The 7,796-nt window shown below is 73.3% G+C and carries 6 protein-coding genes and 1 pseudogene; 1 reads left to right on the plus strand and 6 read right to left on the minus strand.

Annotated elements, in window-relative coordinates:
* Nucleotides 1–31: 31 nt before the first annotated feature.
* The 4 genes from KN815_RS42615 to KN815_RS42630 form a co-directional block, all read right to left on the minus strand.
* On the minus strand, nucleotides 32–859 hold the full coding sequence (locus KN815_RS42615; protein WP_216347139.1) for an ABC transporter ATP-binding protein: 828 nt from the start codon (nucleotides 857–859) through the stop codon (nucleotides 32–34).
* A 241-nt stretch (nucleotides 860–1,100) separates the two neighbouring features.
* Nucleotides 1,101–2,165 (minus strand): FecCD family ABC transporter permease, encoded by a 1,065-nt coding sequence (locus KN815_RS42620; RefSeq protein ID WP_216347136.1) that lies wholly within the window; start codon nucleotides 2,163–2,165, stop codon nucleotides 1,101–1,103.
* Nucleotides 2,162–3,211 carry a FecCD family ABC transporter permease gene (locus KN815_RS42625; RefSeq protein WP_014059724.1) on the minus strand — a complete coding sequence of 350 codons (1,050 nt, stop codon included), beginning with the start codon at nucleotides 3,209–3,211 and terminating at the stop codon, nucleotides 2,162–2,164. The genes KN815_RS42620 and KN815_RS42625 overlap by 4 nt, the downstream gene beginning before the upstream one ends.
* 101 nt (nucleotides 3,212–3,312) lie before the next feature.
* Nucleotides 3,313–4,350 carry an HAD hydrolase-like protein gene (locus KN815_RS42630; protein ID WP_216347137.1) on the minus strand — a complete coding sequence of 346 codons (1,038 nt, stop codon included), beginning with the start codon at nucleotides 4,348–4,350 and terminating at the stop codon, nucleotides 3,313–3,315.
* A 76-nt stretch (nucleotides 4,351–4,426) separates the two neighbouring features.
* Between KN815_RS42630 and KN815_RS42635 the strand changes: the two genes are divergently transcribed.
* A complete protein-coding gene (locus KN815_RS42635; RefSeq protein WP_216347138.1) occupies nucleotides 4,427–5,800 on the plus strand; it encodes a DUF1015 family protein in 1,374 nt (457 codons plus the stop codon).
* 72 nt (nucleotides 5,801–5,872) lie between these two features.
* On the opposite strand, the gene KN815_RS42640 is transcribed toward KN815_RS42635, so the two are convergent.
* Together KN815_RS42640 and KN815_RS42645 are read right to left on the minus strand one after the other, a co-directional pair.
* A complete protein-coding gene (locus KN815_RS42640) occupies nucleotides 5,873–6,901 on the minus strand; it encodes a tetratricopeptide repeat protein (RefSeq protein ID WP_372458624.1) in 1,029 nt (342 codons plus the stop codon).
* 237 nt (nucleotides 6,902–7,138) lie between these two features.
* Nucleotides 7,139–7,796: pseudogene (locus KN815_RS42645) on the minus strand (hypothetical protein); the annotation flags it as partial.

Raw genomic sequence — 7,796 nt, forward strand, 5'->3', positions numbered from 1 at the left:
GCCGCGCGGCCCAAGCCCCGGCCCCGGCCCCTCAGGACTCGCTCACCGCGCCCGCCAGCGGCGTAGGCGCCCCGGCCCGTGCCGTACGGGACCGGCGGGCGGCCGGGATGACCAGCGGCGTCCCCGTCTCCGGGTCGTCGATCACCTGGCACGGCAGCCCGAAGACCCGCTCCACCTGCTCCGCCGTGACCACGTCCGCCGGCGCCCCCTCGGCGACGACCTCACCGCCCCGCATCGCGATCAGATGGGTGGCGTAGCGGGCGGCGTGGTTCAGGTCGTGCAGAACGGCGACGAGGGTGCGGCCCTGCTCCTCGTGAAGCTGGGCGCACAGGTCCAGCACATCGATCTGGTGCTGGATGTCCAGATAGGTCGTGGGCTCGTCGAGGAGCAGCAGCGGGGTCTGCTGGGCGATGGCCATCGCGATCCATACCCGCTGACGCTGCCCGCCGGACAATTCGTCGACATAGCGATCGGCGAGCTCCGCCACCCCGGTCGCCGCCATCGATTCGTCGACGATCCGCTCGTCCGTCTCCGACCACTGCCGCAGCAGCCCCTGGTGCGGATAGCGGCCGCGGGCGACCAGATCCGCGACGGTGATCCCGTCCGGGGCGATCGAGGACTGGGGCAGCAGCCCGAGCGTGCGGGCGACCTTCTTGGCGGGCATCGCGCCGATCGCCTGCCCGTCCAGCAGCACCGATCCGGCCACCGGCTTGAGCATCCGGGACAGGGCGCGCAGCAGGGTCGACTTGCCGCAGGCGTTCGGCCCGACGATCACCGTGAAGGAGTGGTCGGGGATGGTCACGGACAGCTTCTCGGCGACCGTGCGCCGGTCGTAGGCGAGGGTCAGCCCCTCCGCCATGAGCCGCTGCCGCCCCTGAGCGGTGTCGCTCCCGCTACCGCCACCGCCACCGCGCCCGCTGTCGCTTCCGCCGTCACTTCCGCTGCCGCCGTCGGCCACGGTCTGCCGGGTGTCCTTGTCCATGTCGCCTTCCGTCCGGGTCGTGCCCACAGTCGTCATATCCGCCCCGGCGCCATACCGGGCCCCAGCACCCTGTCCACCCAGCGCCCAACCCGCCCCGGCGGCAAACCCACCCCAGCCCTCATATCCGCCCCGCCCTGCGCTCAGTCACCAGCAGCCACAGCAGATAGGCCCCGCCCAGCATCCCCGTCAGCACCCCGACCGGAAGCTGGTCCGCGCCGAAGGCCCGCTGGGCCGCCCAGTCTGCGGTGACCAGCAGGGCGGCGCCCATCCAGGCCGCGGGGAGCAGGCCCGGCCCGGACGAGCGGGTGAGCCTGCGGGCGAGCTGCGGGGCGACGAGTGCCACGAAGGCGACGGGCCCGGCGGCGGCCGTGGCGGCGGCGGTGAACACGACGGCCGTGGACATGAGCACCAGCCGGGTCCGCTCGACCCGCACCCCGAGGGCGTACGCGCTGTCGTCGCCCATCTCCAGCATCCGCAGGTTCCGCGCCTGCCCGAGGACCACGGGCAGGAGCACCGCGCAGACGCACGCCAGCGGCCATACCTGGGCCCAGTCCCGCCCGTTGAGCGATCCGGCGATCCACACCACCGCGCGGGTCGCGTCCAGGATGTCGGCCCTGGTGAGCAGATAGCCGTTGACGGCGGTGAGCATCGCGGACGTGCCGATGCCCACCAGCACCAGCCGGTACCCGTGCACGCCCCGCCGCCAGGCCAGCGTGTAGACCGCGAACCCGGTCAGCAGGCCGCCGCCGAGCGCGCCGATGGCCACCTCGGTCGGATCGCCCTTGAGGAGGACGATCACGGCGAGCGCCCCGGCCGCCGAGCCCTGGCCGAGCCCGAGCACGTCCGGACTGCCCAGCGGATTGCGGGAGATGGACTGGAAGATCGCCCCGCCCACCCCGAGGGCCGCGCCGACCAGCAGCCCCACCAGGATCCGCGGCAGCCGCAGTTCGTTGACGATGAAGTCCTGGGCCACGGTGCCGTTTCCGGCCAGGGTGCGCAGCACATCGGCGGGGCCGAGGGGGAAGTCGCCGGTGCCGATCAGGACCACGCTCATCGCCAGCGCCACGACGAGCAGCAGCAGCCCCACGACCGCGCCGCGGACGTCCAGACGCAGCGAGAGTCCGGCGGTGCGCAGCGTGACCCCGCGCGTCCCGCGCTTGCTGGTGCGCTTGCCGGCATTCACAGTTGGGCCATCCTTCGGCGGCGTACGAGGTAGATGAACAGGGGCCCGCCGATGAACGTGGTGACGATGCCGACCTGGAGTTCGGCGGGCCGGGTGACCAGCCGCCCCAGCACATCGGAGCCCAGCAGGAGCACGGGCGAGAGCACGGCGGCGTACGGCAGGATCCAGCGCATATCGGGCCCGGTGATCGCGCGGACCAGATGCGGCACGATCAGCCCGACGAACGCGATCGGCCCGCAGGCGGCGGTCGCGGCCCCGCACAGCAGGGTGACGGCGGCCATCGACAGCGCCCGGGTGCGGTTGAGGTTGGTGCCGAGCGCACGCGCCGTGTCGTCACCGAGCGCCACCGCGTTGAGCGAACGGCCGAGCGCGAGCGCGAGCACCGCACCGATCAGCAGGAACGGGGTCACCTGCCGGACCACGGTCATATTGGCGGAGGCCAGCGAACCGACCGTCCAGAAGCGCATCTTGTCGAGCGCCGCGCTGTCCAGCAACTGAACGGCGTTGACGTAGCCGTAGAGCGCCGCGTACACCGCCGTACCGGCGAGCGCGAGCCGCACCGGGGTGGCGCTCCGGCTGCCGCCGAGCGCGTACACCAGCACGGAGACGACGGCGGTGCCGAGGAACGCGAACCACACATAGCCGGTCAGGGAGGTGACGCCGAGAAAGCTGATGGCCGAGACGACGGCGGCGGACGCGCCCGCGTTCAGCCCCAGCAGCCCGGGGTCGGCGAGCGGGTTGCGGGTGAGGGCCTGGATGACCGCGCCCGCGAGACCGAGGCCGACGCCGACGAGCAGCCCGAGGATGGTGCGCGGCAGCCGTACGTCCCGGATCACCACATCGGTGTCGCTGCCGGTGTAGTGGAACAGCCCGTGCCACACCTGGTCCAGCGGAATCGGTTTGGCGCCGATCGCGATGGACGCCGCGGCGATCGCCAGCAGCACGCCCAGGGAGGCGACCAGGCCGGTCGCACGGCCCGCGGTGCGCCGCCGGGGCGGCGCGCTCGCTGTCTCGGTCCCGGCTTTCGCCGGACTGACCAGGGTCACGCGGAACTCCACCTCACAGCATGGCCGATCAGGACTCAGGTTAGGTTACCCTAAGTCCCGCTGGTCGCATGCGTACGGGTGCCCCGGAGCGCGAGCCCGGCTCACCACCCCAGCCGTGCCAGCGCCTTCCCCGCATCCGCCTCGCTCACACCGTCCCCCGCCGCGGACCACGCCGCCGCGCACAGCGCCCGCAGACCGTCCAGCGGCTCCTTGCCCTCGCCCTCCAGCACCAGCTCGCGCTGGGCGACCCGCGCGGCCCAACCCCCGCACCGGAAACCGCCGGACGCCCCGTCGTGCGCCACCTCCGGCTGCGGGGTGAGCAGCCCCCGCAGATCGCGGTCCACATACGTCGGCCGGTGCCCGGGCTCGGCGGCCAGCAGCCCCGCGGGCGTGGTCACCCCGGTCAGCACCAGCAGCGAGTCCACGCCGCCCGCGTACGCGCCCTCGATATCGGTGTCCAGCCGGTCCCCGACCACCAGCGGCCGCTGCGCGCCGGTCCGCAGAATCGTCTCCCGGTGCATCGGCGGCAGCGGCTTCCCCGCGGCCTGCGGGGTCTTGCCCGTCACGATGCGCACGACCTCCACTCCCGCGCCGTTGCCCGGGGCGATCCCGCGCCCGCTGGGAATCGTCAGATCCAGGTTGGAGGCGAACCACGGCACCCCGCGCGCCACCGCGTACCCCGCCTCCATCAGCCGCGACCACGGCATGTCCGGCCCGCCGTACCCCTGCACCACCGCCGCCGGGTCGTCCTCAGCCGAGTCCACCGGGGTCAGCCCGCGCTCGCGCAGCGCCACCCGCAGCCCCTCCCCGCCGATCACCAGCACCCGCGACCCCTTGGGCAACTGCTCGGAGATCAGCCGGGCGACCGCCTGCGCGGAGGTGATCACATCGTCGGTGGCGGCGGGCATCCCGAGCCGCGTCAGATGCTCGGCCACCGCCTCCGGCGTCCGCAGCGCGTTATTGGTCACATACGCCAGCCGCATCCCGGCGTCCCGCGCGGTGCCCAGCGACTCCACGGCATGGTCAATGGCCTCGCCGCCCGCGTACACCACCCCGTCGAGGTCCAGCAGGGCCGTGTCGTACGCCTCGTTCAACGCCTGCCGGCTGGACTCGGGCCGGGTGCGGACGGGCTGGTTCATGGCGGCAGCTCCTCGTTCATCTGTGCGCTTCTCCCCCGATCATCGCGTATCGCCGCGCGGGGCATAACATTCACTGATGAGCATTCCAGGGCCTGGCGGACAAGGTCTCCAGCTCACCCCTTTCCGGGGGCTGCGCTATGTCGCGGAGCGGGTCGGCAGCCTCGCCGCCGTCACCTCACCGCCCTACGACGTGGTCGTACGGCCCGAGGGCCTGCGGCAACTCGAGACGGCGGACCCCTACAACATCGTCCGGCTGATCCTGCCGCAGGCGGACTCCCCGGCGGCCCGCCACCGTCAGGCCGCCGAGACGCTGCGCCGCTGGCAGGCGGACGGCGTACTCGCCCCGGACCCCGAACCCGCGCTCTACGTCTACGAACAGCGCGACGGCCCCACCCTCCAGCGCGGGCTGATCGGCGCACTGCGGCTGAGCCCCCGTGAGGAGGGCATCGTCCTCCCCCACGAGGAGGTCATGCCGCATGTCGTCGAGGACCGGGCCGATCTGATGCGCGCGACGGCCGCCCATCTGGAGCCGCTGCTGCTCGCCTACCGCGGCAACGGGAACGGCAACGGCAACGGGACTTCGGGGGACGGAGCCGCCGGGCCGGGCGCCGCCGGGCCGGGCACCGGCGGAGCGGGCACCGGCGGGGCCGCGCGGGTCATCGAAAGCGCCATCCAGCGCGAGCCGTTGCTCTCCACGACCACCGAGGACGGCGTCGACCACCATCTGTGGCGGGTCACGGACCCCGCCGACCTCGTGGCGGTCTCCGCCGACCTCCGCCACCACCAGGCCCTCATCGCCGACGGCCACCACCGCTGGGCCACCTATCTGCGGCTGCGCGAGGAGCACCGGGAGCCCGGCCCCTGGGACTTCGGGCTCGTCCTGCTCGTCGACACCGCCCGCTATCCCCTCCGCGTCCGGGCCATCCACCGGCTGCTGCGCCAACTGCCACCGGACGGCGCGCTCACGGCGGCGCGGCATGCCTTCCGGGTACGGACGATCGACGGCCCGCTGCCGCGCGCCCTGGAGACACTCGCCGAGGCCGCCGAGGCGGCCCGCGCCGAGCCCGGCGCGCCGAACGCCTTCCTGCTGGCCGGGGACGGCCGCTTCCACCTCCTGGACCGGCCGGATCCGGAACTGCTGGCCCGTACGGTCCCGGAGGGACGACCGGAGGCATGGCGGACGCTGGACGCGACGGTGCTCCACCACGCCCTGCTGGACGATCTGTGGAACGTCCCGGACACCCCCGAGCACATCGGCTACATCCACGACCCGGCGGCAGCCGTCGAACAGGCGGAGCGGCTGGGCGGTACGGCGGTGCTGATGCATTCGGTGAGCGAGGACATCGTGCACGAACTGGCGCGGCAGGGCATCGCGATGCCGCACAAGTCGACGTCCTTCGGGCCGAAGCCGGCGACGGGGCTGGTGCTGCGGAGCCTGACGCTGGGCTGAGCCCTTGCCCTTCGGCCGCGGACATACGAGTGGGGCGGAACCCCGAACCGGGATCCCGCCCCACTCATGACATCAGCTCTCGTCGCCGTCCTTCTCGGGCCGCCCGGCCCGCTCCTCGGACCTTTCCTCCGCCGCCGGTTCGGCGCCCTCGGCCGGGTCTTCGACGTCGTCGCCCTGGACCTCGTCGTCGGCGGCCTCGGGCTCGGGCTCGACGACCTCGTCCTCGGCGTCCTCGGGCTCACCGTCCTCGGACGCGACGGTCTCGGGCTCCTCGTCGGACTGGAGCTCCTCGACCTCGTCCTCGGCGTCCTCGGGCTCCTCGTCAGCCTGGGCCTCTTCGACCTCGGCCTCTTCGACCTCTTCGGCCTTGGGCTCCGCGACCGGCTTGAGGGCCTCGTCCGCCTCCTGCTCGGGGTCCAGCGCGTCCACGAACTCGACGCCGTCCAGTTCGGCGAGCCGGTCCGACGCGTCCGTGGTCCCGCCCTGATCCGCCTCGAGCGCCTTGGCGAACCACTCGCGGGCCTCGTCCTCGCGGCCGACCGCCAGCAGCGCGTCGGCGTACGCATAACGCAGCCGGGCGGTCCACGGCTGGATGGAATGCGAGGCCAACTCCGGGCTCTGGAGGGTGACCACGGCGGCGTCCGCCTGGCCCATATCCCGCCGGGCGCCGGCGGCCACCATCCGCATCTCGACCTGACCGGCCCGGTCCAGCTTCTGCACCTCCGGCTCACCGGCCATGGCCAGCGCCCGCTCGGGACGGCCCATGCCGCGCTCGCAGTCGGCCATCACCGGCCACAGGTCGGAGTTGCCGGTCATCCGGCGCGCGGCGCGGAACTCCGCGAGCGCCTCGGAGTACTTCCCGACGCCGTACGAGGCGAAGCCCGCGGCCTCACGCACGGCGGCCACCCGCGAGGCGAGCCGCAGGGCGACGCGCGCGTACTGGTACGCCTGCTCGGGCTCGTCGTCCAGCAGCTTGGCGACCATGACGAGGTTCCTGGCGACGTCCTCGGCGAGGGTCTTCGGCAGGCTCATCAGCTCCTGCCGCACGCTCTTGTCGATCTCCTCGCCGGTGACGTCATCGGGGATCGGCAGCCGCTTGATCGGCTCGCGATCGCGGTCCCGGCCGCGATCATCGCGGCGGCCGTACCCTCCGGCACGGTCATCACGGCGTCCGTAGCCCCCGGCGCGGTCGTCACGGCGATTGAAACCACCGCCGCCGGAGCGACGGTCGTCGCGGCCCCCGCCCTGGCCGTACGGACGACGCGGCGCGCGGTCGTCCCGACCACCCCGGAAGCCACCGTCCCGATCGTCGCGACGAGGCCCACGCGGCCGGTCGTCACGACGGTCGTCCCGGCGGAACCCGCCACGGTCGTCGTCGCGGCGCGGACCGCCCGGCCGCTCATCACGCCGCTCGTCACGGCGGTCATCACGCCGGACACCACCACGATCGTCCGTTCGACGGTCTCCACCACGGAACCCACCGCGATCGTCGTCACGGCGGTGCGAAGGCCGCTCGTCACGACGGTCATCCCGGCGGAACCCGCCACGGTCGTCGTCGCGGCGCGGACCGCCCGGCCGCTCATCACGCCGCTCGTCACGGCGGTCATCACGCCGGAAACCACCACGATCGTCCGTACGACGGTCTCCACCACGGAACCCACCGCGATCGTCGTCACGGCGGTGCGAAGGCCGCTCGTCACGACGGTCATCCCGGCGGAACCCGCCACGGTCATCCTCACGCCGGTACGAAGGCCGCTCGTCACGACGGTCATCCCGGCGGAACCCGCCACGGTCATCCTCACGGCGGTGCGAAGGCCGCTCGTCACGCCCGCCACGGTCCCGGTCATCACGCCGGTAGCCACCACGGTCGTCATCGCGGCGCGGACCGCCCGACCGGTCATCACGCCGATCGTCACGGCGGAATCCGCCACGGTTGTCGTCACGACGCGGGCCACCCGGCCGGTCGTCGCGACGGTCATCGCGCCGGTAGCCACCG

It is taken from the genome of Streptomyces niphimycinicus (assembly GCF_018883605.1).
In the GTDB taxonomy this organism is placed as follows: domain Bacteria; phylum Actinomycetota; class Actinomycetes; order Streptomycetales; family Streptomycetaceae; genus Streptomyces; species Streptomyces niphimycinicus.

Coding starts and splice junctions, on each gene's coding strand:
- KN815_RS42635 (WP_216347138.1), top strand. CDS start 4,427: ATGAGCATTCCAGGGCCTGGCGGACAAGGTCTCCAGCTCACCCCTTTC.
- KN815_RS42615 (WP_216347139.1), bottom strand. CDS start 859: ATGGCGGAGGGGCTGACCCTCGCCTACGACCGGCGCACGGTCGCCGAG.
- KN815_RS42630 (WP_216347137.1), bottom strand. CDS start 4,350: ATGAACCAGCCCGTCCGCACCCGGCCCGAGTCCAGCCGGCAGGCGTTG.